Origin of the sequence: Thiohalomonas denitrificans, assembly GCF_900102855.1 — a bacterium.
GTDB lineage: Bacteria > Pseudomonadota > Gammaproteobacteria > Thiohalomonadales > Thiohalomonadaceae > Thiohalomonas > Thiohalomonas denitrificans.
Genome location: NZ_FMWD01000005.1, coordinates 134,213 through 160,794, shown reverse-complemented (window position 1 = coordinate 160,794; position 26,582 = coordinate 134,213). Strand labels below are relative to the sequence as shown.

At 60.5% G+C, this 26,582-nt stretch carries 27 protein-coding genes; 19 read left to right on the top strand and 8 right to left on the bottom strand.

Annotation, left to right across the window (positions count from 1 at the left end):
- The first annotated feature begins 5 nt into the window (after positions 1 to 5).
- The 14 genes from BLP65_RS09295 (at position 6) to BLP65_RS09230 (ending at position 12,164) form a co-directional block, all read left to right on the top strand.
- A complete protein-coding gene (locus BLP65_RS09295) occupies positions 6 to 1,439 on the top strand; it encodes a DegQ family serine endoprotease (RefSeq protein ID WP_092995855.1) in 1,434 nt (477 codons plus the stop codon).
- Positions 1,439 to 1,687: a glutaredoxin family protein gene (locus BLP65_RS09290; RefSeq protein ID WP_281180197.1), complete on the top strand. Its 249-nt coding sequence runs from the start codon at positions 1,439 to 1,441 to the stop codon at positions 1,685 to 1,687. The genes BLP65_RS09295 and BLP65_RS09290 overlap by 1 nt, the downstream gene beginning before the upstream one ends.
- A gap of 162 nt (positions 1,688 to 1,849) precedes the next feature.
- The gene (gene lepA / locus BLP65_RS09285) at positions 1,850 to 3,655 is read left to right on the top strand and encodes a translation elongation factor 4 (protein ID WP_092996305.1); all 1,806 of its coding nucleotides are present in this window, start codon (positions 1,850 to 1,852) and stop codon (positions 3,653 to 3,655) included.
- Complete coding sequence (gene lepB / locus BLP65_RS09280; protein WP_092995853.1) at positions 3,652 to 4,482, top strand: signal peptidase I; 831 nt, start codon at positions 3,652 to 3,654, stop codon at positions 4,480 to 4,482. The genes lepA and lepB overlap by 4 nt, the downstream gene beginning before the upstream one ends.
- 278 nt (positions 4,483 to 4,760) lie before the next feature.
- The gene (locus BLP65_RS09275; protein ID WP_092995850.1) at positions 4,761 to 5,129 is read left to right on the top strand and encodes a DUF4845 domain-containing protein; all 369 of its coding nucleotides are present in this window, start codon (positions 4,761 to 4,763) and stop codon (positions 5,127 to 5,129) included.
- Complete coding sequence (rnc, locus tag BLP65_RS09270) at positions 5,126 to 5,803, top strand: ribonuclease III (protein ID WP_092995847.1); 678 nt, start codon at positions 5,126 to 5,128, stop codon at positions 5,801 to 5,803. The genes BLP65_RS09275 and rnc overlap by 4 nt, the downstream gene beginning before the upstream one ends.
- Positions 5,796 to 6,695, top strand: coding sequence for a GTPase Era (gene era / locus BLP65_RS09265; protein ID WP_092995844.1), 900 nt, complete (start codon positions 5,796 to 5,798; stop codon positions 6,693 to 6,695). Before rnc ends, era begins: the two co-directional genes overlap by 8 nt.
- Entirely contained in the window at positions 6,685 to 7,428 is a 744-nt protein-coding gene (recO, locus tag BLP65_RS09260; RefSeq protein ID WP_092995841.1) for a DNA repair protein RecO, read from the top strand. The genes era and recO overlap by 11 nt, the downstream gene beginning before the upstream one ends.
- 5 nt (positions 7,429 to 7,433) lie before the next feature.
- Entirely contained in the window at positions 7,434 to 8,198 is a 765-nt protein-coding gene (gene pdxJ, locus BLP65_RS09255; protein WP_092995838.1) for a pyridoxine 5'-phosphate synthase, read from the top strand.
- Positions 8,195 to 8,575: a holo-ACP synthase gene (gene acpS / locus BLP65_RS09250; RefSeq protein WP_092995835.1), complete on the top strand. Its 381-nt coding sequence runs from the start codon at positions 8,195 to 8,197 to the stop codon at positions 8,573 to 8,575. The genes pdxJ and acpS overlap by 4 nt, the downstream gene beginning before the upstream one ends.
- Before the next feature lie 30 nt (positions 8,576 to 8,605).
- Positions 8,606 to 9,274 carry a TVP38/TMEM64 family protein gene (locus BLP65_RS09245; protein ID WP_245688285.1) on the top strand — a complete coding sequence of 223 codons (669 nt, stop codon included), beginning with the start codon at positions 8,606 to 8,608 and terminating at the stop codon, positions 9,272 to 9,274.
- A 79-nt stretch (positions 9,275 to 9,353) separates the two neighbouring features.
- Positions 9,354 to 9,764, top strand: a complete 411-nt coding sequence (locus BLP65_RS09240; RefSeq protein WP_092995832.1) for a hypothetical protein — start codon at positions 9,354 to 9,356, stop codon at positions 9,762 to 9,764.
- Positions 9,765 to 9,828: 64 nt separating this feature from the next.
- Positions 9,829 to 10,959: an NAD(P)/FAD-dependent oxidoreductase gene (locus BLP65_RS09235; protein ID WP_092995829.1), complete on the top strand. Its 1,131-nt coding sequence runs from the start codon at positions 9,829 to 9,831 to the stop codon at positions 10,957 to 10,959.
- Positions 10,960 to 10,967: 8 nt separating this feature from the next.
- The gene (locus BLP65_RS09230) at positions 10,968 to 12,164 is read left to right on the top strand and encodes an iron-containing alcohol dehydrogenase (protein ID WP_245688284.1); all 1,197 of its coding nucleotides are present in this window, start codon (positions 10,968 to 10,970) and stop codon (positions 12,162 to 12,164) included.
- Between the two features lie 70 nt (positions 12,165 to 12,234).
- On the opposite strand, the gene BLP65_RS09225 is transcribed toward BLP65_RS09230, so the two are convergent.
- Positions 12,235 to 12,771, bottom strand: coding sequence for a hypothetical protein (locus tag BLP65_RS09225; RefSeq protein WP_092995826.1), 537 nt, complete (start codon positions 12,769 to 12,771; stop codon positions 12,235 to 12,237).
- Between the two features lie 126 nt (positions 12,772 to 12,897).
- Here BLP65_RS09225 and BLP65_RS09220 point away from each other — a divergent pair, with 126 nt between their 5' ends.
- The 4 genes from BLP65_RS09220 (at position 12,898) to BLP65_RS09205 (ending at position 16,389) form a co-directional block, all read left to right on the top strand.
- Positions 12,898 to 13,347, top strand: a complete 450-nt coding sequence (locus tag BLP65_RS09220; RefSeq protein ID WP_092995824.1) for an ATP-dependent zinc protease family protein — start codon at positions 12,898 to 12,900, stop codon at positions 13,345 to 13,347.
- Positions 13,348 to 13,434: 87 nt separating this feature from the next.
- Positions 13,435 to 14,340: a 30S ribosomal protein S6--L-glutamate ligase gene (gene rimK, locus BLP65_RS09215; protein WP_092995821.1), complete on the top strand. Its 906-nt coding sequence runs from the start codon at positions 13,435 to 13,437 to the stop codon at positions 14,338 to 14,340.
- The gene (locus BLP65_RS09210; RefSeq protein ID WP_245688283.1) at positions 14,340 to 15,389 is read left to right on the top strand and encodes a succinylglutamate desuccinylase/aspartoacylase family protein; all 1,050 of its coding nucleotides are present in this window, start codon (positions 14,340 to 14,342) and stop codon (positions 15,387 to 15,389) included. Before rimK ends, BLP65_RS09210 begins: the two co-directional genes overlap by 1 nt.
- Positions 15,390 to 15,504: 115 nt before the next feature.
- Positions 15,505 to 16,389: a DUF4382 domain-containing protein gene (locus BLP65_RS09205; protein ID WP_092995818.1), complete on the top strand. Its 885-nt coding sequence runs from the start codon at positions 15,505 to 15,507 to the stop codon at positions 16,387 to 16,389.
- A 95-nt stretch (positions 16,390 to 16,484) separates the two neighbouring features.
- Here BLP65_RS09205 and BLP65_RS09200 read toward each other — a convergent pair whose 3' ends face one another.
- From BLP65_RS09200 to BLP65_RS09170, 7 genes are all read right to left on the bottom strand, one after another.
- Entirely contained in the window at positions 16,485 to 17,426 is a 942-nt protein-coding gene (locus BLP65_RS09200; RefSeq protein WP_092995815.1) for a peptidase MA family metallohydrolase, read from the bottom strand.
- A gap of 35 nt (positions 17,427 to 17,461) precedes the next feature.
- Positions 17,462 to 19,270, bottom strand: a complete 1,809-nt coding sequence (locus tag BLP65_RS09195; RefSeq protein WP_092995812.1) for a M61 family metallopeptidase — start codon at positions 19,268 to 19,270, stop codon at positions 17,462 to 17,464.
- A 170-nt stretch (positions 19,271 to 19,440) separates the two neighbouring features.
- Positions 19,441 to 19,950, bottom strand: coding sequence for a DUF7931 domain-containing protein (locus tag BLP65_RS09190; protein WP_092995808.1), 510 nt, complete (start codon positions 19,948 to 19,950; stop codon positions 19,441 to 19,443).
- Between the two features lie 126 nt (positions 19,951 to 20,076).
- On the bottom strand, positions 20,077 to 20,505 hold the full coding sequence (locus tag BLP65_RS09185) for a GNAT family N-acetyltransferase (RefSeq protein WP_217631956.1): 429 nt from the start codon (positions 20,503 to 20,505) through the stop codon (positions 20,077 to 20,079).
- 2 nt (positions 20,506 to 20,507) lie between these two features.
- Entirely contained in the window at positions 20,508 to 21,668 is a 1,161-nt protein-coding gene (locus BLP65_RS09180) for a cupin domain-containing protein (RefSeq protein WP_092995802.1), read from the bottom strand.
- 229 nt (positions 21,669 to 21,897) lie between these two features.
- The gene (gene purB / locus BLP65_RS09175) at positions 21,898 to 23,265 is read right to left on the bottom strand and encodes an adenylosuccinate lyase (protein WP_092995799.1); all 1,368 of its coding nucleotides are present in this window, start codon (positions 23,263 to 23,265) and stop codon (positions 21,898 to 21,900) included.
- A 153-nt stretch (positions 23,266 to 23,418) separates the two neighbouring features.
- On the bottom strand, positions 23,419 to 23,649 hold the full coding sequence (locus BLP65_RS09170) for a hypothetical protein (RefSeq protein WP_092995796.1): 231 nt from the start codon (positions 23,647 to 23,649) through the stop codon (positions 23,419 to 23,421).
- 330 nt (positions 23,650 to 23,979) lie between these two features.
- On the opposite strand from BLP65_RS09170, the gene acnB reads away from it, so the two are divergent.
- Positions 23,980 to 26,547, top strand: coding sequence for a bifunctional aconitate hydratase 2/2-methylisocitrate dehydratase (gene acnB / locus BLP65_RS09165; protein WP_092995793.1), 2,568 nt, complete (start codon positions 23,980 to 23,982; stop codon positions 26,545 to 26,547).
- Positions 26,548 to 26,582: the final 35 nt, after the last annotated feature.

Sequence of the window (26,582 nt, the reverse complement as noted above, 5' to 3'; positions counted from 1 at the left end):
TCAGGATGAGAAATCGATCGACCGCGCGTTTCCTAACCTGGATTACGGCTTTTGCCTTCTTGCTAACCGCCGGGTGCGCTGTGGCCGCCGAATTGCCGGTTTTCACGGAGTTGGCGGCGAATAATGGACCTGCGGTAGTCAATATCAGTACCACCCAGAAAGGCAAGCAGCCGGCACTGCCGGGAATGGATATGCCGGATAATATTCCCGGCATGCCGGAGGGCCCCTGGAGCGACCTCTTCAGGCACTTTTTCGATGGGGAGCGAGGTCAGCCCGAACGGGAGTTTGAAGCCCGTTCCCTGGGGTCGGGCTTTATCATCGACAGCGATGGACACATCATCACCAACAACCATGTCGTCGAAGGTGCGGATGAGATCATCGTCCGACTCAGTGACCGCCGGGAGCTGGTCGCTGAAGTGGTAGGTTCCGACCCGCGCAGTGACATCGCCTTGCTGAAGGTGGATGCCGAAGACCTGCCGGTCGTCGAGTTTGGCTCGGCGGATGAATTGAAGGTGGGGGAATGGGTCATGGCCATCGGCTCGCCGTTCGGCTTCGACCATTCGGTCTCTGTCGGCGTGGTTAGCGCAATGGGCCGCAGCCTGCCATCGGAAAGTTATGTGCCGTTCATTCAGACGGATGTGGCGATCAATCCAGGCAACTCGGGCGGTCCCCTGTTCAACGTCGACGGCAAGGTGGTGGGCGTGAATTCGCAGATCTACAGCCGTACCGGCGGTTTCATGGGACTCTCGTTCGCTATCCCCATCGAAGTGGCGATGAACGTGGTGAAGCAGCTCAAGGAGCACGGGCAGGTGACGCGTGGCTGGCTGGGCGTTCTCATCCAGGATGTGACGCGGGATCTGGCAGAATCCTTTGATATGGAACGCCCGGTGGGCGCACTGGTGGCCAAGGTGCTGGAGGATTCACCGGCAGAAAAGGCGGGTTTCCAGCCCGGGGACGTCGTTCTCGAGTTTAACGGACAGCCGTTGGAGCGGTCTTCGGATCTGCCGCCGCTGGTCGGGAGTACCCGGGTCGGCGATACGGTGACGGCGAAGGTCCTGCGTGAGGGCCGCGAACGCAAGCTCAAGGTCACCATCGGGGAACTCCCTGCCGAAGGGGATCTGAAGCCGGCGGCACCCGGAGCAGATGCGCAAACGGACAAGCTGGGTCTGATTGTGACGGAACCGACGCCGGAGCAGCGGGAGCGGCTCTCGCTGTCGAAGGATCAGGGCGTTCTGGTGGAATCGGTGCAGGCGGGCGCCGCCCGCGATGCGGGCATTCTTCGCGGTGATGTCATCGTCCGAATTGGCGGGGATGAAGTGACCGATCCCGAACAGTTCAGGCGTCTGGTCGAGGGGATACCTGCCGGAAAGTCGGTCCCGGTTCTGGTGCAGCGAAATGGCGGAGCGCTGTTCCTGGCCCTGCGGGTGCCGGAGAAGTAGTGGGCGCTACCGTCACACTGACGGCCTATCTGCGTAGCGGCTGCTCACTGTGTGAGGCGATGGTGTATGAACTGGCGCCGTTGCAACAGCGGTACGGGTTCCGGATCGAGGCGGTCGATATCGATGTCTCGCCGGAACTCGTAAGCCGCTATGGAGAACGGGTGCCGGTACTCGCCGGGCCCGACGGTGAACTCTGTCACTACTTCCTTGATCCCGACGTACTGCACCGCTACTTCGCAGCCTGTTGATTCCCTGATAGAATTCAGGGCTGGCAGTGGTGACCGTTTCCCGTTTGAAGGGGATGACGGGCCGAGTCAGCCTCCGGCAAGGCCGGGTTAGCAAGTTTACTGGGGCGCCCACGGGCGCTTTTTTGTTTTATGATGAGCGGATTCGACCGCGAAGCTGAGATTGTGACCGACCTCCAACATATTCGAAATTTCTCCATCATCGCCCATATCGATCACGGCAAGTCGACGATCGCAGACCGGTTCATACAGGTTTGCGGGGGGTTGACCAGCCGGGAAATGGCCGAACAGGTCCTCGACTCGATGGATCTGGAGCGGGAGCGGGGCATCACCATCAAGGCCCAGAGCGTTTCTCTCGTTTACAAGGCGAAAAACGGCGAGGAATACCTCCTCAATTTTATCGATACCCCGGGCCATGTGGATTTCTCCTACGAAGTCTCGCGCTCCCTGGCTGCCTGCGAGGGGGCACTGCTGGTGGTGGACGCCTCCCAGGGCGTCGAGGCCCAGACCGTGGGCAACTGCTACACCGCCATCGAACAGGGACTCGAGGTGGTTCCGGTGCTCAACAAGATCGATCTGCCGGCTGCAGATGCCACTCGGGTTGTCGACGAGATCGAGGAGATCATCGGCATCGAGGCGCACGATGCGGTATTGGTCAGTGCCAAGACTGGTCAAGGCATTGATGAACTGCTTGAACAGCTCGTGGTCCGTGTTCCGCCCCCCCGGGGTGAGATCGATGCGCCGTTGCAGGCACTGATCATCGATTCCTGGTTTGACAACTACCTGGGGGTCGTATCGCTGGTACGCGTGGTCCAGGGCAGCCTGAAAAAGAAGCAGAAGATCACCGTTATGGCGACCGGTCGCAGCCATCAGGTGGACCGGGTCGGCATCTTTACGCCCAAGATGAAAGATACCGGTGAACTCAGTGTGGGAGAGGTCGGCTTTGTGGTGGCCGGCATCAAGGAGATCGACGGGGCTCCGGTGGGCGACACCCTTACCTCGACCGATCGTCCGGCCGAGGGGCGACTGCCCGGGTTTCAGGAGGTCAAGCCACGGGTGTTTGCGGGCCTGTTCCCGATCAACGCGGATAGTTATGAAGATCTACGCGATGCCCTCGGTAAGCTGCGTCTCAACGATTCGGCCCTTTTCTATGAGCCGGAAACTTCGCAGGCCCTTGGATTCGGGTTCCGTTGCGGTTTTCTCGGCATGCTGCACATGGAGATTATCCAGGAGCGACTCGAACGCGAGTATGATCTGGACTTGATTACCACCGCGCCGACGGTGATCTATGAGGTACTCAAAAAGTCCGGCGAGACGATCTACGTGGATAATCCCGCGGAACTACCGGAATCCAACCTTATCGAAGAGATCCGTGAACCGGTAATCGAGGCCAACATTCTGGTGCCACAGGAGCATGTGGGTGCGGTTATCAATCTCTGTGTGGAGAAGCGCGGTGTCCAGAAGAATATGCAGTTTGTGGGCAAACAGATATCGCTAACCTACGAATTGCCATTAAACGAGGTGGTGCTCGACTTCTTCGATCGGCTGAAATCCTCCAGCCGCGGATTCGCGTCATTCGAGTATCAGTTCAAGCGCTTCCAGATGGCAGAACTGGTTAAACTGGATGTTCTCATCAACGGCGAGCGGGTGGATGCGCTGGCGCTCATCGTGCATCGCGACCAGGCCCAATGGCGCGGGCGTGATTTAGCGGAGACCATGCGTGAGCTGATCCCGCGGCAGATGTTTGATGTAGCCATTCAGGCCGCTATCGGTAATCACATTATTGCCCGCACCACGGTCAAGGCGTTGCGCAAGAATGTGACGGCCAAGTGCTACGGCGGCGATGTCTCACGTAAGCGCAAGCTTCTGGAAAAACAGAAAGCGGGCAAAAAGCGGATGAAACAGGTCGGCTCGGTAGAGATTCCTCAAGAAGCCTTCTTTGCCGTGCTGCATGTAGGAAAGGATAAATGAACATCGATTTTCCCACCATTCTGGTGGTTGCCACGCTGGTTACCGGCCTTCTCTGGGCCCTGGATGCGCTGCTACTGGCACCCAAGCGGCGGGAACGGGTGGCGGCGCTGGAGTCCTCCGGACAGACCCTTGACGCCAATACCCGTGAGAAGGTGCAGCGGGAGCCGGTACTGGTCGAATATGCCCGCTCCTTTTTTCCCATCATCCTGTTGGTGCTGGTGGTGCGCTCTTTTGTGGTGGAGCCGTTTCGCATCCCTTCCGGTTCGATGATGCCGACGCTGGAGGTCGGTGACTTTATTCTGGTGAACAAATTCAGTTATGGGTTGCGGTTGCCGGTATTGCACAGTGAAGTCATTGATTTAGGCGATCCGGAGCGGGGCGATATCATCGTCTTCCGCTACCCGGAAAATCCGCGGATCGACTACATCAAACGGGTGGTCGGGGTGCCGGGCGACGAAGTGGTGTACCGCGAAAAAGTCCTTTACATCAACGGCGAGTTGGCCGAGCAGACACCCTTGGGGCCTTACAGCGGCAACGGCGGTGGTGCCGTGATGACGGGTGCCAGCGAGCGGCTAGAGGCATTGCCGGGAAACGAGCACCGGATCCTGGTGTGGCCGGACCGTCAGGATCGGGATTTTTCTTTCACCGTCCCCGACGACGAATACTTCGTCATGGGCGATAACCGCGACAACAGCCGGGACAGCCGTTTCTGGGGAACGGTTCCGAACCGTAATGTGGTCGGCAAGGCGTTTTTTGTCTGGATGAATTGGGATTCGGGAGCGGACGGTATTATCGCCTGGGATCGGATTGGTACGCGGATCGATTGATTGTTTGGGAGCAGCGCGATGCGGGTTAGTGTACTGTTTCATGTTAAATGGCGCTTTCAGCGAGCCGCTGGACGGCCAGATGCAAGGCGCGCTTGCGCAGGAATGGCGGGCCCCTTTCAAGCAAGCGTAACGCCGCAGATGGCCGGCCAGCGGCTCGCCCGGAGGGAGCCCCCCAAAAGCGCCATGACGGCGTTGCAGCGCTTGACAAGGGATGACCATTGCCTGCGCGCTGCGCCTTGTCCTGACGCTTTTGGAGGACTCTGAAAGTGCCATCTAACATGAAACAGCACACTCGCGAGCAGGGGATTACCCTGATTAGCTGGATTGTGATTCTGGGTGTTATCGCCTTTTTGACAATGATGGTCCTGAAGCTTTTTCCTGTCTATATCGAGCATATGGCAGTGACTTCCTCTCTTGAGAGCCTGGCCAAAGAGAAGGAGCCGATGGGGCCCTCGGAGATTCGCAGTAAACTGACGAAACGCCTGAATATCAACGACGTGGAAAGCGTGAAACGCACCGATATCGAAATCGAGCGCGGCCGGGGCGTTTACAAGGTCGGTATCGCCTATGAGGTCCGCACACCATTCATATCGAACATCGATTTCGTGGTTTCATTCGATGATCGCGTAGAGGTGAGGGCACCTTGAGGGGCGACCTGGAACGACTGAGTCGGCGCCTGGGGCATACGTTCGGTGATCAGCGACTGCTGGAGGCGGCACTGACCCATCGCAGTGCAGGCAGTGCAAACAATGAACGTCTGGAGTTTCTGGGTGATGCGGTTCTTAGCTTTGTCATCTCTGCCGAACTCTACGAGCGCTTCTCCAAAGCGAACGAGGGCACGCTGAGCCGGCTACGGGCGGCTCTGGTCAAAGGAGAGACGCTGGCTCGCCTGGCCATCACGCTGGATTTGGGAGAGCACCTGAGACTCGGTCCGGGTGAACTCAAAAGCGGCGGTTTTCGACGCGAATCCATTCTGGCCGATGGTCTTGAGGCACTGATTGGTGCCGTCTATCTCGATGCCGGTATTGCGGCCGCCCGCACACGTATCCTGTCACTTTTTGAAGAAGAACTGCAGAACGTTTCCCCATCGGAGGTGCTCAAGGATCCCAAAACACGCCTTCAGGAGCTTCTGCAGTCACGGCATGAACCCCTTCCCGGCTATTCCGTCCTCTCGGTAGAGGGTGATGCCCATGAACAGACATTTGTGGTCGGCTGCCGCATCTCCGGACTGGATATGCTGGTGAAAGGAACCGGGGGCAGCCGGCGCAAGGCCGAACAAGCGGCGGCAAAGGCCGCTCTGGAGCAACTGGAAAATGGTTGAAGTGACGCGTAGTGGCTTCGTGGCGATCGTTGGCCGTCCCAACGTAGGCAAGTCGACGTTGATGAACCACATCCTCGGCCAGAAGATCAGTATCACCTCCCATAAACCACAGACGACCCGGCACCGGATCCTCGGCATCAAGAGCGAGGGTGACCTGCAGGTGATCTATGTGGACACACCCGGCCTGCATCTGCAGGCAAAAAAGGCGGTCAATCGCTACATGAATCGGGCGGCCAGCTCATCGCTGAGCGATGTGGACCTGATCCTGTTCGTACTCGAGGCAGGCCGCTGGACCGATGAGGATGAAAACGTTCTCCTGCAGCTGAAAAATGCCCGGGCTCCGGTGATGGCTGTGGTCAACAAGGTCGATCGGCTGAACGAAAAGAATGAATTGCTGCCGTATCTGGCGAAATTGGGGCAGCGCCATGCGTTTGACGAGGTGCTGCCGGTCTCGGCCCTGAAGGGAGACAATATCGGCGCGCTGGAAGCGGTCGTGGAAAAACGGATTCCGGAAGGGCCCGCGCTCTTTCCCGCGGATCAGGTGACCGATCGCAGCGAACGGTTCCTGGCCGCCGAACTGGTCCGGGAAAAACTGATGCGGAACCTCGGTAAAGAGATCCCTTATGCGCTGACCGTGGAGATCGAGCAGTTTCGGGAAGAAGAGGAGCGGCTGCGCATCAATGCGCTCATCTGGGTGGAGCGCGACAGCCAGAAGCGTATCGTTATTGGCAAGGGCGGCCGGGTTCTGAAGGAAGTCGGTCGGCAGGCGCGATTGGACATGGAGCGCCTGTTCGGACAGCACGTGTTTCTGGAGCTTTGGGTCAAGGTCAAGGAAGGCTGGTCCGACAGCGAGCGCTCCCTGCGTAATTTCGGCTACCGGGATGAATACTGAGAGACGAATATCTCTCGAACCTGGATTCGTTCTCCACCGCAAACCCTATCGCGACACCAGTCTTTTGCTCGAGGTATTCACCGGCCGGTATGGTCGGGTGGGACTGGTGGCAAAGGGCGCCCGTCGACCCCGCTCCGCACTCAAGGGGCTGCTACAGCCCTTTCAGCCACTGCTGCTGTCCTGGACGGGGCGGGGCGAGCTCCGCACCCTGACCGGTGCCGAACCTGCGGAGCGGCCGCTGTTTCCGGCCGGTCCTGCCCTGGCGGGCGGCTTCTATCTGAATGAAGTACTGCTACGCCTGGTCGAGCGGCATGATCCCCAGCCGGACCTCTATCCTGTCTATGCCCGTACTGTGTCAGCGTTGACCAGGGGTTCCGATATGGAATGGACGCTACGCCTGTTTGAACGGGATCTACTGCAGTGTCTCGGATACGGGCTGTTGCTGGGGGATGAAGCGGAGGGCGGCGGTCCCGTACAATCGGGAGGTCGTTATTGGTATCATCTGGAGCGCGGCCCGGTTCCCGACCAGGGAGGCGGAGGTATCCCGGTGCGGGGCGAAACCCTGCTGGCGCTGGCGAGCGGATTGCCGCCGCCGGATCCACAAGGCCGGGCCGAGGCCAAGCTGCTGATGCGAAACGCCCTCCGACTCTATCTGGGCGACAAGCCCCTCGCCAGCCGGGCCCTGTTCCGGCAATTTGCGGGTAGCAAACGACCACAACCATCAGGAGAGTAACGCAAGTGGGCGAGATTCAGGAGATCCTCCTCGGCGTCAATATCGATCACGTGGCAACGCTGCGGCAGGCACGTGGAACCCGGTATCCCGACCCGATACAGGCAGCTATCGAGGCGGAGCAGGCCGGTGCCGATGGAATCACGCTTCACCTGCGTGAAGATCGCCGTCACATCCAGGATCGCGATGTGGAGGTCCTGGCGGGAATCCTCCAGACGCGCATGAACCTGGAGATGGCGGTGACGGACGAGATGCTGGGGATCGCGGAACGCATCGCACCTTCGGATTGTTGTCTGGTCCCGGAGCGACGCGAAGAGCTCACCACTGAAGGGGGGCTGGACGTCGCCGGCCAATTGCCGCGCATGCGCGAGGCGTGTCAACGGTTGGCCGAAGCCGGCGTTCGCGTGTCGCTCTTCATTGATGCCGATCCGCGGCAGATCGAGGCAGCAGCGGAAGTGGCAGCGCCGGTAATCGAGATCCATACGGGTCATTTCGCCGACGCGAAAGATGCCGCCGAAAGCGCGGTGGAGTTGGACCGTATCGAAGCGGCCGTCGTTCGGGGCCGGGATCTGGGTCTGCAGGTGAATGCCGGGCATGGTCTTCACTACCACAACGTCGAAAGCATTGCCCGGATACCCGCCATTCAGGAGCTGAATATCGGCCATGCGATCATCGCCCGTGCACTCTTCAGCGGTTTGCAGGAGTCCGTTCGCGAAATGAAGCGGCTGATGGTCGAGGCCCGTACCCGGACACTGCTGCGAAGCGGCCGATGATCGTCGGCATAGGCACGGACATCGTGGACATCGCGCGTATTCGCGCAAGCATAGAGCGCCACGGGGAGCGCTTTGCCGGGCGCATCCTGGTTGAACACGAGATGGAGGCCTACCGACGGGCGGGCAATCCCGCGGCTTTTCTGGCCAAGCGTTTCGCGGCCAAGGAAGCAGCAGCCAAGGCATTCGGGACAGGCTTTCGCAACGGCTTGAGTCTGCGTCAGATCGGCATTGCCAATAACGAACTGGGCCGGCCTGAATTCACCTTTTCCGGACGGGCCCGTGAGTTGCTTGCCGAGCAGGGCGTGACTCACACGTTTGTCTCGCTTTCCGATGGACGCGAACAGGCCATCGCCTTCGTGACGTTTGCCCGCCAGTAGTCCGGCACACCTGCGTTTAGGGGTAAAACCGTGGCGGTAAAGCATATCGGTCGCATCCTGATCATTGTCTTGCTGGGACTCGGCATCGTCCTGGCTCTGGCCTATCGCGGCCAGTTCGAGGGTAAGGCACTGGAGGAATCGGTGCGGAGCGCCGGGTTCTGGGCGCCGCTGCTGTTCGTTGCCATCTTTGCGCTTGGGGTGGTGTTGTTTGTGCCATCGACCTTGATGATGCTGGCCGGCGGGGCACTCTTCGGGCCTTACTGGGGCGTGCTTTATAACCTTGCCGGAGCCACCACGGGGGCCGTTCTGGCGTTTATCGCGGCACGCTACATCACCTCTGACTGGGTACGACGACAGACCCATGGGCGGCTTCGGCAGGTTATTCGCGGCGCGGAAAAGGAGGGCTGGCGATTTGTGGCTTTCACGCGGCTGGTGCCCGTCTTTCCCTTTGCCCTGCTTAACTATGCATTCGGTCTGACCCGAATCTCCCTTTCGATCTATGTGCTCACCACCTTCACGTTTTTGGGCCCCGGCTCCTTTGCCTATGCCTATCTGGGCTTTGCCGGGCGCGAGGTCGTGGAGGGAGATGCAGCTCCACCCGAGGTCTTGCTGGCATTCGTCCTCCTGGGGGTGATAACACTCCTGCCTTTTGTGGCCCGCCGACGCTATCTCCTCCGAAAACGCCTGCAGCAAAATTAAAAGCCGTTTGCGTGGCATGAGAGACTGGCGGTTTGGCACAATGGCTCGTCGGCCTCCACGTCGTTAGCGGAGTAATACAATGCTTGAATACCTGTTTTTTGACGAAAGCATCAGGGATCGATTCGGAGAGTTTCTGAAAACGAAAGGCGTGGAGTACCGTTTCTCCGATAAAAACGGGCTGATCGCCATGGTCCCGGAAGAGCTGTCCGAAGAGCTTGATGCGGCGATCGACGAGCAGTATGAAAAGTTGTTACAGGAGACTGCCGAACTGCTCGAAGACGAGGTCATCGAACACAGTGCCGCGGGCGTCCGCGTTCAATTATCGGATGGTACGCCATGCCAAGTCCGGATCGACCCTGATCTGTTTGCACGCATGCTCGGCTGTATCACCCTGGAAGAGCTGCGTGAACTGGTTCAGGACATCGCCCTGGCAGTGGAAAACCCCGATGATGAGTCGATTTGTCACACGCCTGATGGAAAGAAAAGCTAACCGCAAAGGTAATAAGGGCGTGTGTAGTTTGGAAACTATCTGTATTTGAATTGGGAGGAAGAGGATGAGTCAGCGGATTACGGTGACAGGAACAGGCTTTGCCGCAGTGACCGCCGTGGAGCGTCTGCGTGCTCTGGACAAGGAAGCGGAGATCACGGTTATTGCTCCGCGGCCGGAATTCGTTTTCCTGCCCAGTCTGATCTGGATCCCCTCGGGTCAGCGAAAACCCGAGGATTTGGTGGTTCCGTTGCAGTCCTTTTTCCGCCGCCACGATGTGCGTTTCCATGCCGGTACGGTGACCGGGCTGGCCGACAACGGGCGGCGGGTGCTCACGGACAACGGCGAGGTGGAAAATGATGCTTTGCTGGTTGCCACTGGCGGCCGTTTCATCAAGAAACTCCCGGGTATCGAACACGCCATCACGCCCTGTGAGGGGATCCCTGCCGCCGTTCAAATCCGTGACCGGCTGGAGTCCATGGAGGGCGGCACTATCGCCATCGGTTTCGGCGGCAATCCCAAGGAGCCGTCGGCCATGCGCGGGGGACCCATGTTCGAGTTCCTGTTTGGTATCGACACACTGCTGCGCAAGCAGGGGCGGCGGGACAAGTTCAAATTGGTGTTCTTCAGCCCGGCACCGGAACCGGGTAAACGGCTGGGTCCGAAGGCGGTCAAGGGATTGCTGGATGAGATGGCGAAGCGGGGCATCGACACCCACCTCGGTCACAAGATGAAAGCCTTTGAAGCGGACCGGGTGATCACCGAGGGCGGCGAGTTCAGTGCCGATCTGATTCTGTTCATGCCCGGCATGACCGGCAACCAGTGGTTCGACAACACCGAACTCTCCCGCTCCGAAGGTGGTCTGCTGAAGGCCGATGCCCAGTGCCGCGTGGAGGGCAGTGAGCGGATCTATGTGGCCGGTGACAGCGGTTCGTTTCCGGGGCCCGAATGGATGCCCAAACAGGCGCACATGGCCGATCTGCAGGCGGGTGCCGCGGCCGCTAATCTGATAGCGGAGCTCAATGGACGGGAACCGAACGAAACCTTCAAGGTTGAGCTGATGTGCATTGTCGATAGCGTGGACAAGGGAATGCTGGTGATGCGCAACCCCAGCCGTGGTGTGGTCCTGCCTGCCAGCCGGTTCTGGCACTGGTCGAAGATTGCCTTCGAGAAGTGGTATCTGCGCAAGTTCCGTTGATGGCAAATATGATGAAAATAGACGCTTTCACGATAGGAAACCTGCCCCGCATCGTCTTTGGTGACGGTCGCCTTTCGGAGTTGCCCGGGCTGATCAGCAGCTACGGTGATTCTGTGCTGCTGGTGATGGGCGGCAAGTCGTTTCGGGCCGGACCACACTGGGAGGTCCTGAAACGTGGCCTAGTAGAGCAGGGCGTTCGCTTTGAATGCGTCTCCGTCGAGGATGAGCCCTCGCCCCGACAAATCGATGACATCGTTTCCGGCGTGGGGCGTGAGATCAACGTGGTGGCCGGGATCGGGGGCGGCAGTGTGCTGGACGCCGCCAAGGCGATTGCCGCTCTACTGCCCCGGGGCAACTCGGTTTTTGACCACCTGGAGGACGTGGGGCGCGGTCTACCTTACGAGGGAACTCCATTGCCGTTGGTCGCCGTGCCCACCACCGCCGGCACCGGCAGCGAGGCGACCAAGAATGCGGTGCTCAGTCAGCGCGGCACGGATGGTTTCAAGAAATCGTTTCGTGATGATTCCATGGTTGCCCGGGTGGCCCTGATCGATCCGATGCTGCTGGCGGGTTGTCCGCGTGAATTGATGGCGGCACAGGGTATGGATGCCTTCACGCAACTCATCGAGTCCTATGTTTCCAGGCGGGCCAATCCGGTAACCGACGCGCTGGCCTGGAGCGGCCTTGAAGCAGTTGCGGGCGGTTTTTTCGATGCGTTGCAGGGGGGCGAAGGGGAAGCGGCACGCAGCGGACGTGCGGCCATGGCCTATGGCGCCCTGATCTCGGGGATTACACTGGCCCAGGTAGGTCTCGGTTCCGTGCACGGGCTGGCGCAGCCGTTCGGATCGCTGTTTCCCATCCCGCACGGTGTTGCCTGCGGTACCGTATTGGCCGCTGCTACCGAGGTCAACGTGCATGCGCTGGAGGTACGCGATCCGGAACACCGCTCCCTGCAAAAGTATGCGGCCGTCGGCCGGCTGCTGAGTGGCGGGGAAGCCGGTGAGGTGCGCTCCGCCTGCCGGGTCCTGGTGAAGAGCCTCGAGGAGTGGACCCGGCGGCTGGACTTGCCGCGCCTCTCGGAGTTCGGTGTCGGTGAAGCGGACATTCCCCGCATTGTCGCCGGCTCGCGCAATAACAGCATGAAGAGCAACCCGGTGGACCTCTCCGACGAGGAGATCGCCGCGATCGTCCGCAAGCGCCTCTAACCGGCAGGGTGGATTGGCGGGAGTCCGCCCTTGGCGGATTTCGCGGTCGCCAGTTCGCCTGCGGTTTTTGTTAGCGCCGCAGGTAGAAGTATTTCCACGGCGTATCGGCAATGGCCCCCAGGCGACGCAGCAGCTCATCCGAAGGCACGGCCTCGCCCTCGAACACCCCCCAAATCTTGACGAAGATCCGGCCAAATCCCGCGCTTTGGCGCCAGTCGAGACATTCGGTGGTGGTTTCGTGGGCACAGGCGGGACACTGCCAATTGCTGTTTTCCTGAACCGATGTCACCCGCTCGCGGCACTTCGGGCAGCGAGGCTGCTTGATGTTACTGCCGGCCATCAGCACCGGGTGGTCGTCTTTCACCTCGATCGCCAGATGTGCAAATTCATCGCCGGTGACACCCGGCTCGCCCAGCGAAACGACCGGAGAGCAGCCGAGAAAGGTGATGAGCTGTAGATACCGTTCACCGGGGCGGAAATGGCGCTCTTCCTGCCATTCGAATTCGTCATCTGCCAGGCCGATCTCGCGCAGGGCCTCCAGAATTTCGACTTCGGAAATGCAGGTGTACGGTTCGGCCGGATGTAAGATGAGCAGGTTTTCAGGCATTGGGTTGCGATTGGCAGAGAACGGGCGGGTAGTATACTTCAGGTGTCCTCTGCCTATTCATTAAAAAAGCCGTTCACTTTGCGGGTCGAGGGCAGGGCGATTCACCTGTCTGAACAAGGGGAAAAAATGCCCAAGCGGGATTTGCCGGGAGTGGGTTGGCGTGAGTGGGTTTCGCTGCCGCAACTGGGGATCGATCACATCAAGGCCAAGGTGGACACCGGCGCCCGTACATCGGCCCTCCATGCCTTCTCGGTAAAGCCTTATCGGGAGCGGGGGAGCCTTCATGTGCGCTTCGCTGTGCATCCGATGCAAAAACGCCAAAAACCGGTTGCAGAGTGTTTTGCGGAAGTGAGCGATTTTCGCTGGGTCAGTGATTCCGGCGGACATCGCGAACAGCGTTTTGTGATTGTTACGCCGGTCCGTGTGGGCGGCTTTGAATGGCCCATTGAAATGACGCTTACCCATCGGGATACCATGCAGTTCCGAATGCTGCTGGGGCGCACGGCGCTCAAGGGCCGTTTTGTCGTACATCCAGGCAGTTCCTATCTCATAGGCAGGCCGCCCGAACCGACGTAGTCCTTGTTTCGGCAACCAATCGGTTCGGACCGCTTGTTCATTGGCCGATGAAATCGTTTTCCTGAATGTTCCTGTAAAGGTTGTCAAATGAAAATCGCCATTCTTTCCCGCAACCGAAACCTCTACTCCACTCGCCGTCTGGTGGAGGCTGGCCATGCCAGGGACCATGAGGTCCACGTGTTCGATACCCTGAAATGCTATATGGATATCGCCACCATGCGGCCGGCTATCTACTACAAGGGGGAACGCCTGGAACATTTCGATGCGGTGATTCCCCGTATCGGGGCATCGATCACCTTTTACGGACTGGCGGTTCTGCGGCAGTTCGAAATGATGAATACGTTCCCGCTCAACGAATCGGTCGCCATCGGCCGCAGTCGCGACAAGTTGCGCTCTCTGCAACTACTCTCGCGCAAAGGTATCGGTCTTCCCATCACCAGTTTCGCGCACAGTGTGGAGAGTACCGAAGACCTGATTCGCCTGGTGGGGGGCGCACCTCTGGTGGTCAAGCTGCTGGAGGGTACCCAGGGTAAAGGGGTGGTGCTGGCGGAAACCAAGAAGGCTGCCGAGAGTGTCATCGATGCCTTTCGTGAACTGAAAGCCGACTTCCTGGTGCAGGAGTTCGTCAAGGAGGCCGGCGGCGCCGATATCCGCTGCCTGGTAATCGGTCAACGGGTGGTCGCGGCAATGATGCGTCAGGCGCGGGAGGGCGAATTTCGCTCCAATCTTCATCGCGGCGGCACGGCCTCGGTCATCAAGCTCAGCCCCGCAGAACGCTCTACGGCCGTACGCGCGGCCCGAACCATGGGGCTGAACGTGGCCGGCGTGGATATTCTGCGATCCCGGGAAGGACCGGTCGTCCTGGAAGTGAATTCGTCCCCCGGACTGGAAGGTATCGAGACGGCCACGCACAAGGATATTGCAGGCATGATCTATCGCTTTATTGAAACCCACGCCCGCCCGAATCGGACCCGGACACGGGGTACGGGATAGTGGGCGCTGCGATTTCGATCAATGGATCGACAGTAGGTCCCGGGGAGCGGCGGACCATCAATCTGCCGGTGGCGAAGCTCTATACCCATACCAATCTGGCCATGCCCGTGCATGTCATCAACGGGCGCCGTGAGGGTCCGACGCTGTTTGTTTGCGCCGCGATTCACGGCGATGAACTCAACGGTGTCGAGATTATCCGCCGATTGTTGAAGCATCCGGCTGTGAAACGGCTGCGCGGGGCGCTCATTGCCATCCCCATCGTCAATGTGCACGGCTTCCTCGATCGCTCCCGATATCTTCCGGACCGGCGCGATCTCAATCGCAGCTTCCCCGGCATGGAGCGCGGCTCATTGGCGGCACGTATCGCCAATCTGTTCATGGCCGAGATCGTCGCCCAGAGCCAGTACGGCATCGACCTGCACACCGGCGGTGTGCACCGCACCAACCTGCCGCACATTCGCGCTTATCTCGATGATCAGGAGACCGCCCGCATCGCCAAGGCCTTCGGCACCCCGGTCATGATCAATGCCGACTTGCGTGACGGATCTCTGCGCCAGGCAGCGGTCGAAAAGGGAGTACCGATGCTTCTCTATGAAGCGGGGGAGGCCCTGCGCTTCGATGAGGTCTCCATTCGGGCCGGTGTCCGTGGAATCGTCAATGTCCTTCGCGAGCTGAAAATGCTGCCCCCGACGGGACACCCCCGAAAAAGCGAGCCCCGACCCGTCGTGGCGAGGGCCAGTAACTGGGTACGTGCGCCCGAGAGTGGAATCTTTCGGGCATCGGTCCCGATTGGCGCGAAGGTGAAAAAGGGCACCCTTCTCGGCATGGTCTCCGACTCCTTTGGTGAATCTGAGTTGGAAGTGCGTGCGCCGAGCGATGGAATCGTTATCGGGCGCAGTAATCTTCCGCTCGTGCATGAAGGTGAGGCGCTGTTTCACCTGGCCCGCTTCCAGAAGGTGGACGCCGTCTCCGCCCGGGTTGATGCTTTTCATGAAGATCTGCTTCCGGAAGAACTGCCTGACGACGGCACCGAAGGGCCTATCGTGTGATACCCGTCACGGCCGGTGAATTTAAACGGCCGCCAGCGTGATCCAAGCCACGTTGTCTTCTACTTTTTCCCGTTAGGCTGAATCGAAAAATTTGATGCCAAAACGGAGAAGAACCATGCATCCACGTTATGCGCTTTTCGCGGTACCGTTCCTGTTGGCCGGTTGCGGCGGCAGTGATGGTGGTACGGGGACTGTCGACCTGTTGGTGACTGATGCGCCTGTCGACGGAGCAACGGCGGTGGTCGTTCAGTTTGACAGCGTGGAACTGAAGCCGGCCGATGGTGAGGCCGTTACCTTCGATGCCGCAGGGGGACAGATCGATCTGCTCGCTCTTCAGAACGGCGAAACGGCACCCCTGCTGGAGGGAGTGACTGTGGCAGCGGGGCGCTATAACTGGATCCGGCTGCATGTCACCGACGGCACCGAAGCTTCCTATATCGAATTGAAAGACGGAGCCATACATCCTCTGACGATCCCCTCCGCGGATCAAAGCGGGCTGAAACTGAATCGCGGTTTTACGGTTCCCCAGGGGGGCGGAGTGGATTTCACTATCGATTTCGACTTGCGCAAGTCGGTCCATGAAGACGCCAATGGCTATAAATTGCGGCCGACGCTGCGTATCGTCCAGACCGAGGCTGCCGGGAATATAGCGGGTACCGTGTCCGGCAACTACGAGGTGTCTGGGACGACGCCGGCAGACGCCGACGCCGATGCCGAAAGCGGCTGCGCGGCCTATGTCTATTCGGGATCGGATGTCGTCCCGGATGATGAATATGCCAACGGCGACAGTTCACCGCTGGCCAGCGGAGCACTGGCCCTGGATGAGTCCATTGGGGCCTATACTTATACGGTCTCTTTCCTCGGCGTGGGCGACTACACCGTTGCCTTGACCTGCGACGCGGCGGCCGACCAGCCCGATACCGATGATGACATCACCTTCAGCTCGACCCGGAATGTAACGGTAACTTCCGGTGAAACGGTGATGGTTGATTTTCAGTAACGGATCCCCTGGACCGGATCGGCATCATCGATCCGGTCGCTTCTTTCCTTCCACACTCTCGCTCTTTGGCCGGCGTACAGGTTGCGCCGGTTTTTTTACGGCTTCCGATCCGGCTCTGCAAGGTGTGTTGTTTTGACCGAGTCGACAAACTCCGACCAGGCTATCGGCACGGGCCTACCGAAGGCCGCTACAAAGGCGCCGTCAAACCTCTCGCCCCCGAAGAGGCGACGCAGCAGGTTCCCAAATTTCTCCTCGCCGTAGTTTCGCTCCAGAAACTCCACGAACATCGTGCTTTGCCGATAAAACATGTGCGGCTGCACTCCATATGAGCGGCTGTTGGTGGGCAAGGATCGAGGGTCGCCCGAGAGATACAGTTGTTCGCCGTTGATGATGGCGCGAATCGCTTCCTGTTCGCTCACCCGGTCGGCCCCGGCTCCTGAAACTACCACTGCGAAGCCTTCAGCGAACCAGCGCGGCAGGATCTCGTAGGCGTTTCGGACCCCGAGATACTGGGTAAAGTGCTGGTGGGCCAGTTCGTGCGTGAGAATACCGCTGAGCTTCTCCGGGGCTTCGGCGAGCCGTGGGGAAAGGTAGAGTTCGCCCCCAACCGTGACGCCGGCCGTATTGGGCGAAGGGCTTTCCCGGGCGAAGGTCCGTGCATTGGCGAACACGTGCACTCGGACCGGGCGCAAAAACGGCAGGCGATGGCGGCGCTCAACGGTGCTGACGGCATCATCAAGCAGCTGCTGCACGCGAGCCGCCAGGGCTTTTCCACCCGCTTCGTAGAGAATGCGCCCGTCGCTCTCCAGGGCAATAAAATGGTCCATGGGTCCGGTGGCGGCCGCTACGGACGGTTTCGGCGAGCCACATCCCGACAGAAGCATACCGGTGGCGAGGACTAGGGCGAACAGGGGGATGGCAGCCCGGACGCGTCGTAGCAGCGGCAAAGACCATGTTGGCGATGCGGTACCGGAACGGGGGATATCGCGGTTTTTGCCGCTCCCGGGGCGGTGCAGACCGACCAGAAAAAGGATCATCCAGCTCCGCAATGTGGCCTATTTACCGGTTTGAACTACCCCGCTCCGCCGAGCCAGTGCTGGCGATACTGAAGCGTTTCACCTTCCGCATCATCGAGCGTAAGGTAGCAGGTATCGGGCGGTGTTTCCTGCAACTCCACCTCGAAGGTCATCAGTTCGTCGCGGCGGAAGGCATGTACGTCGAGCTTATCGCCCCCCTGATAGCGACTCAAGAGTTGATCCAGGTTGCCACGGGTGGTTTTGATCCCGTCGATGGCCACGACCACGTCTCCGGCGGAAAGGCCCGCCCGCATGGCCGAACGCCCCTCGAAGGCAAAGAGGATCTTTGCCTCCTCGGTGGAGGGTGCCAGGCGGATGCCTAGATCCGGGTGGCTGGCGTCGGGGGAGGGAGGCTTGCCACCCTTGTCGGTGTCCGACTCGGCCGAGCGCAGGTGATAGCCCACCCCTACAGAGGAGAGCAGCTCGGCCAGCGGCAGATCGTCGGTCCCGCGCAGGGCCTTGTCGAAGAATCCACTCAGTGAGATCCCGGCGACCTCCTCGACGAAAGCTTCGTATTCGCGCTCGTCGATGCCCCGGTCATTGCGACCATATTCGTTCCACAGGGCGTGCATGACATCGTCCAGGGAGCGCTTTCCGTGGGTCTCCCGGCGGATGGTCAGGTCGAGGGCCAGAGCCACCAGTGCCCCCTTGCTGTAGTAGCTGACAATGGCGTTGGGGGCGTTCTCGTCCTGTTTGTAGAGCTTGGTCCAGGCGTCGAAGCTGGATTCGGCTACCGTCTGCTTGTGACGCCCCGGCACGCGCATGACGCGGGTGATCATCTGCCCGAGCAGTTCCAGATAGCTTTCCGGGCTGATGAGGCCCGCGCGCACCAGTGCCAGTTCATCGTAATAGGACGTAATCCCCTCGAAGGCCCACAGCAGACGGGTGTGAACCTCGCGGGACAGGTCGTATTCCTGAAACACTTTTGGGCGGATCCGCTTGACGTTCCAGGTGTGGAAGTACTCATGGCTGCAGAGGCCGAGGAAGTCGCGGTACGCATCGTCCGGTTCCACCATGCCGTGGCGGGGCAGGGCGTCGCGTTTGCACATCAGACTGGAGCAGCTGCGGTGCTCCAGGCCTCCGTAGCCGTCCCCCACGGCCATGGTAAGGAACAGGTAGCGCTCTGCGGGAAGCTCCCCGAACAGTCCGATGTGGTAGTCGCAGATCTTCTGCAGATCCGTTGCCAGGCGTGCCGTATCCGCTCTGTAACGGCCGGTCAGGGCCATGGCGTGGGGTTTGCCCCGCGACTCGAACTCGATGAGGTCGAATTTCCCCATCTCCACCGGATTGTCCACCAGTTCCGCATAGCTGTCGGCCCGGTAGCGGCCGAAGCGGTAGGGGGCGGCGCCGTCGGCGGGCAGCGTAGTGGCGACCCGCCAGCGCCCGTACGCCTCATCCTCGGGAGGGCGGATATCGACGCTGCAGGGTGTGTGGTGGTGACCATCGGCCTTGAGAAAGACGCCAGTGCCGTTGAAATAGCCGTGAGTCGGGTCCAGGTGGGCGCCGCGTACCGACAGATCCCAGCAGTAGACCTCGTAGTGCACCTCCAGTGAGCCTTCACACGGTGCGCACTGCCAGGTCTGCTTGTCGAGCTTCTCCACCGCCACCGGTTCGCCGTCGCTGCTGGCGGAGAGGCGTACCACGTTCTTTGCGAAATCCCGGATCATGTAACTGCCCGGAATCCAGGCGGCCATGGAGAGCGTCTGTCCTTCGGAAGCGGGTTCGTCAATCCGCAGGGTGATTTCGAAGAGATGAGCCTCGGGATGGGCCGGTCGGATCGTGTAGTGAATGGCGGAGTGGGCCATTGCAGTTCCCCCTTTGTTGTCCGGTTGGGTCCACCCGTAAGACTCGTCGGATGGTGATCTTCTTTTCGTCGTCTGGAGTCATCGGAAACCCGCCGGGTGCAGCGACGCGCAGGTCAAAGGTGCGTCCCCCGACGCTGTCGGCAAATACCGTTATGCGGTGGTTTTCGACATCACAGGTGTACCCGCCTCAATTCCCGGTCCCCGTGGGAACGTTGCCAGATCTCATCGAATCGATGGACGTATTCGCGGCATTGCAACGGGTCGTGGAAGCGGGCCTGGCCTTCGTAGCGGTCCGGCCGTATGCGATGGAAGTAGCCCCTTCCGTCCGCGACCATGAAGGTCTCCTTGAGGTCGCTGTATTCCGCAACCGGCTTTCGGATCTCCACCCGACTGCTGAGTCGCCGTGCCAGTTCCACCAGGCGATGTCCCCGATTGACCGCCCTGGCCGAGTCCTGGACCAGCACGGTGACGCGCGCACGGGAATGGCTACGGGCCATTCGGGCAATCGCTTCGATGAAGTCCGCCTGGTTGAATACGGCCGGATCGAGGTCGGTAGTGAAGATGTGAATCGTGCGGCGTGCCTGCTCCGCCAGCGAGCGGGCGATTTGGCGGTTCTCATCGGCCGTCCCGAATCCAATCAGCTCCCTGTGCTCGCCAAGAGTGTAATCGGTGTACGCCATGGGATCTCCTGCTGGATATGTCGCCTTATCCTTGTTATCGCCCGTGCACCTCAAACAAGGTTAGCCAAGTAGCGGCGGAGCGCACGGGGGATTTTCGATTCTACGGCTGAAACGTCTACAAGCCCTCTATCCCAACTGCTGGCGCATTCTCCGGTGTGGAATGCCGGCATCGAGAAACTCGTCGCCTTCTGCAACGAAGCCGAGCTTTTCGTACAGCGGGATAGCGGTCACCTGGGCATCCAGCCAGATCTGTTTCAGTCCTCGCTCACGGCCGATGGCTATACATTGGATAACAAGCATCGAACCGATGCCGCGGCGGCGCCATTCGGGCAGGACGGCCACCCGGCCGATATGGCCGTCGATCAGCATGCGGGCGGTAGCCAACGGTTCGCCTCCCGGAGCATGGGCCAGCAGGTGAGTGGCAGCTGCGTCCTCCTCGTCCCACTCCAGTTCGGCGGGAACGCCCTGCTCGAGGATAAACACACGCTCGCGGATGGCGCGGATCGCGGGCCGGGATTCGGATGACCACTGCACGACCTCGATATCGATCGACACTTTCATTCCGGGAAGAACAGGCAGCCTCGGGCGTAGAGTTCGGTCACCAGTTGCCGGAATGCCTCCTCACCGGCAATCGGCACGAAATCGGCTGCGGTAAAGCGTCTCTGACCCGCCAGAAGAACTGCGGCGGAGGTCAGGGCTTCGGGAAGCGGGTACTCCTCGCCGGCTACGAAAAGGTGCACCGTGCCATCCTCGTCACTGAAATGGGCGAAACGGGCGTATTCGCTGCGCCACAGTGCCTCGCCGGCGTTCATGCGCTGGAAAAGGGCATCGAAATCGAGCGCTGCCTCCGATTCGGGTAGCCAGTGCCCGGGGCGCACCGCAGTGGTGAAGCGGCCGAACCAGCGATCGAGGGCGCCATCGTCCATCGCCATCTGGCGAATGATGGCGTGTACCTGCTTCCTTGAGGGCTGATCGATCTCGCCCGGCACGCGTGCGGGCGAGCGACCCGGATCGCGGTAGAAGCGCTCCGGGTCGAGGGTGTCGAGGAACTGTGCGGCAAAGGCGGCGATGAGCTCTGCCTCGGCCGGTGCCCGGAAGCCCACGGAGATGGTGATGCAGTCTTCCAGGGCCACCCCATGGTGGGCGATGCCCGGCGGCAGGTAGAGCATGTCCCCCGGTTCGAGTATCCACTCCTGCTCCGGCTGAAAGTCACGCAGGATCCGTACATCCAGATCCGGGATTAGATCCTCCTCGCCAGACGTCCGGGAACTGATCTGCCAGCGGCGGCGCCCGGGCCCCTGGATGAGGAAAACGTCATAGTTGTCGGCGTGCGGACCTACCGTTCCGCCGGGCGGGGCGAAACTGACCATGACATCATCGAGGCGCCAGTTGGGAAGGAAGTTGAAGCGATCCTGGAGCAGTGCGAATTCCGGCACATGCTTGTTGATCTCCTGGACCAGCAGTGTCCAGTGACTCTCCGGCAGTTCCGGAAAGCGCTCCTCGGAGAAGGGGCCATGCTCCAGTTGCCACGGCCGCTCGCCACCCTTTTCCAGCAGCAACCGTGATTCCACCTCCTCATCACAGGCCAGCCCCGCCAGCTCCTCGGGTGCCACCGGGCACGGGAAATCCGCCACGGCCTGGCGAACCAGAAGGGGCTTCTGTTGCCAGTACTCTTTCAGGAATTGTCCGGGGGTGAGCCCGCCGAGGAGTTGAGACATGGCTATTTTTTACCGCTAAGGGCGCAAAGGGCGCGAAGAATTCTTTCAGCTGGAACTTTTACCACAGAGAACAAAGAGTCACCGATTCATCAAAAACGTGCTGACAGAACCGCATGTATTCCCAAGCGAGATGCCGGCACGGATACGAACTCAATGGTTTCCTCTGTGCTCTCTGTAGTTATTCGTGAAAAGCTTTGTGTTCTTCGCGTCCTTTGTGGTTTCAAGTTTCCTAGACCTTCTTCGCCTGCTCCGCCGCGTTGCCGATGTAGGTCGCGGGGGTCATGGCCTTGAGGCGCTGTTTGGCTTCCTCGGGCATCTCGAGGGTGTCGATGAACGCCTGCATGCCGGCCTGGTCGATGCGTTTGCCGCGGGTCAGCTCCTTGAGTTTCTCATAGGGCTTTTCGATGCCGTAGCGGCGCATGACCGTCTGGATCGGCTCGGCGAGCACTTCCCAGTTGGCGTCCAGGTCGGCCTCCAGGCGCTCCGGATTCGCCTCCAGCTTGCTGATGCCCTTGAGGCTCGACTGATAGCCGATCACCGAATGGGCGATACCGACGCCGAGGTTGCGCAGCACCGTGGAGTCGGTGAGGTCACGCTGCAGGCGGGAGATCGGCAGTTTGGCCGCCAGGTGGTCAAAGAGCGCATTGGCGATGCCCAGGTTCCCCTCGGAATTCTCGAAATCGATGGGATTGACCTTGTGCGGCATGGTGGAGGAGCCCACTTCGCCGGCCACCGTCTTCTGTTTGAAGTAGCCTACGGAGATGTAGGACCAGACATCGCGGTCGAAATCGAGCAGCACCGTGTTGAAGCGGGCCAACGCGTCGAAGAACTCCGCAATGTAGTCGTGCGGTTCGATCTGGATGGTGTAGGGATTCCAGTCGAGACCCAGGGAGGTGACGAACTCTTCCGCAAACTGTTCCCAATCCATTTCGGGGTAGGTCGCGAAATGGGCGTTGTAGTTGCCGGTGGCCCCGTTGATCTTGCCGAGCATCGGCACGGATTTGAGCTGCTCCGCCTGCCGCCGGAGTCGGTAGACGACATTGGCCATCTCCTTGCCCAGCGTAGTGGGGGAGGCGGGCTGGCCGTGGGTGCGTGAAAGCATCGGCAGTTCGGCGAACTTGTGGGCCAGATCGCGAATGGCATCGATGACCTCGTCGAGCATCGGCACAACCACTTGAGTGCGCGCCTCGCGCAGCATCAGGGCATAGGCCAGGTTGTTGATATCTTCAGAGGTGCAGGCGAAGTGGACGAATTCGCTAATCGCCTCCAGCTCGTCGTTGCCGGCGATCTTCTCCTTGATAAAGTACTCGACCGCCTTGACGTCGTGATTGGTGGTGCGCTCGATATTCTTGACGCGCTGAGCATCCTCGACGTCGAAATGTTCTACGATTCTGTCCAGGACGTTATCGGCATGTTCGGAGAGTGCGGGAACTTCGGCGATGGACGGGGTCGCCGCGAGTTTCTGCAGCCAGCGCACCTCCACCTTCACGCGATGGCGGATAAGGCCGTATTCGCTGAAAATAGGGCGCAGGTCGGCCGTTTTGCCGCCATAACGGCCATCAATGGGGGAAATCGCGGTCAGTTGGGTGAGTTCCATGCCAGCTCCACACAGGGGTCACGTGAAGCCGGCGATCATACACGAATGGGTCGGAAGCTGCCGCCGAGTTGAGTCGTGCGCGCAGATCCGGGCCGTAGGTCGAGTTGTAGGTCGGGCTTCAGCCCGTCATCGATATCGGCCTGAAGACGGAACCTATTGGTTCCGCTCCGCGACCAACAGATTCTGATCCGGGGCCTGGACCTGGCGGAGGGAGCGCAGCCAGGAGTTCGTCAGCTGGATTTGCTTGCGCCGGGCCTCGATTTCTTCGCTGCTTACGACTCCCTGTTCGACCGTTACCGGCTCCTCGGGGGCCCGGTTGGTTTCCGGGACCTCGGTCGCGCCGAGAACGCCGAGTACAATGAGGAATCCAATCACAGAGTTCATAAGAACCTCCTGCCCTACGGAGCGAGGTTTGGGCTGGATGCTGCACCTCGCTCTTGGGATTGCCCATAGTGACAGTAGTGGGTTTGGGAGGCCCGGGTCCGGAAGTGGTTCACGGCGACATCGAGACCGGGTTCGCGGTTAGGAAAGGTCACATTACCTCGCGGTTGCGGTATCCTAGGCCGATTCGCTGGTTAAACAATCAGGTGGTTCCCGTCCACAAGCAGGCACCGGCTGCAAGCGCCCGGCGGCAGCCTGCGAACGCGTTCGCGATGGATCCTGCTTGTGAACGGGAATCAGGTAGTTTCGAAAACAAATTTGTAGGGTATTGAAATGCTGGAGAATTACCGAAAACACGTGGCCGAGCGTGAGGAACAGGACTTGCCTCCGCTGCCGCTGGACGCCGCTCAGACGGCCGAACTGGTGGAACTCATCAAGAATCCGCACCAGGGGGAAGAGACATTCCTGGTCGAACTTCTGACCCACCGCATCCCGCCCGGCGTGGATGAGGCCGCCTACGTCAAGGCCGCCTTTCTGGCCGATGTGGCCAAGGGCAAGAGCGGGACGCCGCTGATCGATCGCAAGCAGGCCACTCAGCTGCTTGGCACCATGAAGGGCGGTTACAGCGTTCAGCCGCTGGTCGATCTTCTGGACGATGCCGAACTGGCCCCCACCGCCGCCGACGCGCTCGCCACCACACTGCTGGTGTTCGATGCCTATAACGAGGTTATGGAGAAGGCGCAGGCCGGCAACGAGCATGCCAAGCGCGTAGTTGATGCCTGGGCCGAGGCGCAATGGTTCACCCGGCGCGAGCCGATGGCCGACGAGATCAAGGTCACCGTCTTCAAGGTCCCCGGCGAGACCAACACCGACGACCTCTCGCCCGCCTCCGAGGCGTGGAGCCGTCCGGATATCCCGCTGCACGCCATGGCGATGCTCCAGTCGAAAATGCCCGAAGGCATCGAAACCATCAAGAAGCTGAAGGTGGAGAAAGGCCTTCCGGTCGCCTTCGTCGGCGATGTGGTCGGCACCGGCTCCTCGCGCAAGTCCGCCATTAACTCCGTGCTCTGGCACACCGGTGACGACATCCCCTACGTGCCCAACAAACGGGCCGGCGGGGTGGTGCTGGGCGCCAAGATCGCCCCCATCTTCTTCAACACCGCGGAAGATGCCGGCGCACTGCCCGTCGAGTGCGACGTCTCCGGACTCAATACCGGCGATGTCATCACCATCAAGCCCTACGAAGGGAAGATCGAGAACGAGGCGGGTGAAACCGTCGTCGAGTTTGAACTCAAACCCTCGACCATTACGGACGAAGTGCGCGCCGGCGGCCGCATCCCGCTGATTATCGGCCGCTCGCTGACCGACAAGACCCGCGCACATATGGGTCTGAAGCCTTCGGACGTCTTCAAGCGCCCGGTCGCACCCGTCGATACCGGTAAGGGCTATACACTGGCGCAGAAGATGGTCGGCCACGCCTGCGGCGTCGAGGGCATACGCCCCGGCACCTACTGCGAGCCGCGCATGACCACGGTCGGTTCCCAGGACACCACCGGCGCCATGACCCGTGACGAACTCAAGGAGCTGGCCTGTCTCGGCTTCAACGCCGACCTGGTCATGCAGTCCTTCTGCCACACCGCGGCCTATCCGAAACCGGTGGACGTGAAGCTGCAGCACGAATTGCCGGGCTTCTTTACCAACCGCGGCGGCGTCAGTCTGCGCCCCGGCGATGGTGTCATCCACTCCTGGCTGAACCGCATGCTGCTGCCCGACACCGTCGGCACCGGCGGCGACTCGCATACCCGTTTCCCCATCGGCATCAGCTTCCCGGCCGGCTCCGGCCTGGTCGCCTTCGCCGCTGCGCTGGGTGTGATGCCGCTGGACATGCCCGAATCGGTAAAGGTGGTCTTCAAGGGCCAAATGCAGCCCGGCGTCACCCTGCGTGACCTGGTCAATGCCATTCCCTACGCGGCCATCCAGCAGAACCACCTGACCGTGGCCAAGGCGGGCAAGAAGAACGCCTTCTCCGGCCGCATCCTCGAGATCGAGGGGCTGGAGCACCTCAAGGTGGAACAGGCCTTCGAGCTCTCCGACGCCTCCGCCGAGCGCTCCGCCGCCGCCTGCACCGTGAAGCTCGACAAAGAGCCGATCATCGAATACCTGCAGAGCAACATCACCCTGCTCAAGTGGATGATCGCCAATGGCTACGAAGACAAGCGCACCATCCAGCGTCGCATCGACGCCATGGAGCAGTGGCTGGAAAATCCGGAGCTGATGCAGGCCGACGCCGACGCCGAATATGCCGAGGTCATCGAGATCGACCTGAACAGCATCAAGGAGCCCATCGTCGCCTGCCCGAATGATCCGGACGACGTGAAACTCCTTTCGGAGGTGGCGGGGCAGGGCATCGATGAGGTCTTCATCGGCTCCTGCATGACCAACATCGGTCACTACCGTGCCGCCGGCAAGGTACTGGAACAATCCGGCACCACCGTGCCCACCAAGCTGTGGATCGCCCCGCCCACCAAGATGGATGAGCACCAACTGGTGCAGGAGGGCTACTACAGCATCTACGGCAAGGCCGGCGCCCGCACCGAAATGCCCGGCTGCTCGCTCTGCATGGGCAACCAGGCCCGGGTCGCCGACAACGCCACGGTCTTCTCCACCTCGACCCGCAACTTCCCCAACCGGCTGGGGAAGGGCGCCAACGTCTACCTCGGCTCCGCCGAACTGGCCGCCGTCGCCGCCATCCTGGGCAAGATCCCCACCGTCGAGGAGTACATGGAGCAGGTTAAAACCCTCGACACCATGGCCGCCGAAGTCTACCGCTACCTCAACTTCCACGAGATTGGGGAGTACAAAAAGGTGGCGGATAAGGTGATTCCGATCGCTGCGGTGTAAAAGCCAAGTCGAAGCCAAAAAACCTTTCTAGCCTG

Excerpts from the sequence above, each read along its gene's own strand:
- BLP65_RS09295 (WP_092995855.1), top strand. The coding sequence starts at position 6 with ATGAGAAATCGATCGACCGCGCGTTTCCTAACCTGGATTACGGCTTTT.
- lepB (WP_092995853.1), top strand. The coding sequence starts at position 3,652 with ATGAACATCGATTTTCCCACCATTCTGGTGGTTGCCACGCTGGTTACC.
- BLP65_RS09275 (WP_092995850.1), top strand. The coding sequence starts at position 4,761 with ATGAAACAGCACACTCGCGAGCAGGGGATTACCCTGATTAGCTGGATT.
- era (WP_092995844.1), top strand. The coding sequence starts at position 5,796 with ATGGTTGAAGTGACGCGTAGTGGCTTCGTGGCGATCGTTGGCCGTCCC.
- recO (WP_092995841.1), top strand. The coding sequence starts at position 6,685 with ATGAATACTGAGAGACGAATATCTCTCGAACCTGGATTCGTTCTCCAC.
- acpS (WP_092995835.1), top strand. The coding sequence starts at position 8,195 with ATGATCGTCGGCATAGGCACGGACATCGTGGACATCGCGCGTATTCGC.
- BLP65_RS09240 (WP_092995832.1), top strand. The coding sequence starts at position 9,354 with ATGCTTGAATACCTGTTTTTTGACGAAAGCATCAGGGATCGATTCGGA.
- BLP65_RS09235 (WP_092995829.1), top strand. The coding sequence starts at position 9,829 with ATGAGTCAGCGGATTACGGTGACAGGAACAGGCTTTGCCGCAGTGACC.
- BLP65_RS09230 (WP_245688284.1), top strand. The coding sequence starts at position 10,968 with ATGATGAAAATAGACGCTTTCACGATAGGAAACCTGCCCCGCATCGTC.
- BLP65_RS09225 (WP_092995826.1), bottom strand. The coding sequence starts at position 12,771 with ATGCCTGAAAACCTGCTCATCTTACATCCGGCCGAACCGTACACCTGC.
- BLP65_RS09220 (WP_092995824.1), top strand. The coding sequence starts at position 12,898 with ATGCCCAAGCGGGATTTGCCGGGAGTGGGTTGGCGTGAGTGGGTTTCG.
- rimK (WP_092995821.1), top strand. The coding sequence starts at position 13,435 with ATGAAAATCGCCATTCTTTCCCGCAACCGAAACCTCTACTCCACTCGC.
- BLP65_RS09205 (WP_092995818.1), top strand. The coding sequence starts at position 15,505 with ATGCATCCACGTTATGCGCTTTTCGCGGTACCGTTCCTGTTGGCCGGT.
- BLP65_RS09200 (WP_092995815.1), bottom strand. The coding sequence starts at position 17,426 with ATGATCCTTTTTCTGGTCGGTCTGCACCGCCCCGGGAGCGGCAAAAAC.
- BLP65_RS09195 (WP_092995812.1), bottom strand. The coding sequence starts at position 19,270 with ATGGCCCACTCCGCCATTCACTACACGATCCGACCGGCCCATCCCGAG.
- BLP65_RS09190 (WP_092995808.1), bottom strand. The coding sequence starts at position 19,950 with ATGGCGTACACCGATTACACTCTTGGCGAGCACAGGGAGCTGATTGGA.
- BLP65_RS09180 (WP_092995802.1), bottom strand. The coding sequence starts at position 21,668 with ATGTCTCAACTCCTCGGCGGGCTCACCCCCGGACAATTCCTGAAAGAG.
- purB (WP_092995799.1), bottom strand. The coding sequence starts at position 23,265 with ATGGAACTCACCCAACTGACCGCGATTTCCCCCATTGATGGCCGTTAT.
- BLP65_RS09170 (WP_092995796.1), bottom strand. The coding sequence starts at position 23,649 with ATGAACTCTGTGATTGGATTCCTCATTGTACTCGGCGTTCTCGGCGCG.
- acnB (WP_092995793.1), top strand. The coding sequence starts at position 23,980 with ATGCTGGAGAATTACCGAAAACACGTGGCCGAGCGTGAGGAACAGGAC.